The following is a 1186-nucleotide window of genomic DNA, read 5'->3' on the forward strand; positions in this document are numbered from 1 at the left end:
TGTCTAAAGAAAAATTTGAACGTTCAAAACCGCACGTTAACGTTGGTACTATCGGCCACGTTGACCACGGTAAAACAACTCTGACTGCTGCAATCACTACAGTTTTAGCTAAAACTTACGGTGGTGCTGCTCGTGCATTCGACCAAATCGATAATGCGCCAGAAGAAAAAGCGCGTGGTATCACCATCTCTACTTCACACGTAGAATACGATACTCCAACTCGCCACTACGCACACGTAGACTGCCCAGGTCACGCCGACTATGTTAAAAACATGATCACTGGTGCTGCGCAAATGGACGGCGCTATTCTGGTAGTAGCAGCAACTGATGGTCCAATGCCACAAACTCGTGAGCACATCCTGTTAGGTCGTCAGGTTGGTGTTCCTTACATCATCGTATTCCTGAACAAATGTGACATGGTAGATGATGAAGAGCTGTTAGAATTAGTTGAAATGGAAGTTCGTGAACTTCTGTCTCAATACGATTTCCCAGGTGATGACACTCCAGTAATCCGTGGTTCAGCGCTGAAAGCACTGGAAGGCGAAGCAGAGTGGGAAGCAAAAATTGTTGAATTAGCAGAAGCACTGGATTCTTATATCCCAGAGCCAGAGCGTGCAATTGACAAACCATTCCTGTTACCAATCGAAGATGTATTCTCAATCTCAGGCCGTGGTACAGTAGTTACTGGTCGTGTAGAGCGTGGTATCATCAAAGTAGGTGATGAAGTTGAGATTGTTGGTATCAAAGAAACCGCAAAAACAACTTGTACTGGCGTTGAAATGTTCCGTAAATTACTTGACGAAGGTCGTGCAGGTGAGAACGTAGGTGTTCTACTGCGTGGTACAAAACGTGAAGAAATCGAACGTGGACAAGTACTGGCGAAACCAGGCTCAATCAACCCACACAACAAATTTGAATCAGAAGTTTATATTCTGAGCAAAGATGAAGGTGGTCGTCACACACCATTCTTCAAAGGCTACCGTCCACAGTTCTACTTCCGTACAACTGACGTAACTGGTACTATCGAATTACCAGAAGGCGTAGAAATGGTAATGCCAGGCGACAACGTGAACATGATCGTTGAACTGATCCACCCAATCGCAATGGACGAAGGTTTACGCTTCGCAATCCGTGAAGGTGGCCGTACAGTAGGTGCGGGTGTTGTTGCTAAAGTATTAGGTTAATT

1 protein-coding gene is annotated in these 1186 nt (G+C 45.3%); it reads left to right on the plus strand.

Translation table 11 applies throughout. The features are described from left to right. Positions 1-1184, plus strand: a 1184-nt coding sequence (tuf, locus tag HMPREF3129_RS01645; RefSeq protein ID WP_017627866.1) for an elongation factor Tu, incomplete at its 5' end; no start/stop codon positions are given. Between the last annotated feature and the right edge of the window lie 2 nt (positions 1185-1186).

Origin of the sequence: Proteus sp. HMSC14B05, from assembly GCF_001808035.1 — a bacterium.
Lineage (GTDB): Bacteria > Pseudomonadota > Gammaproteobacteria > Enterobacterales > Enterobacteriaceae > Proteus > Proteus mirabilis.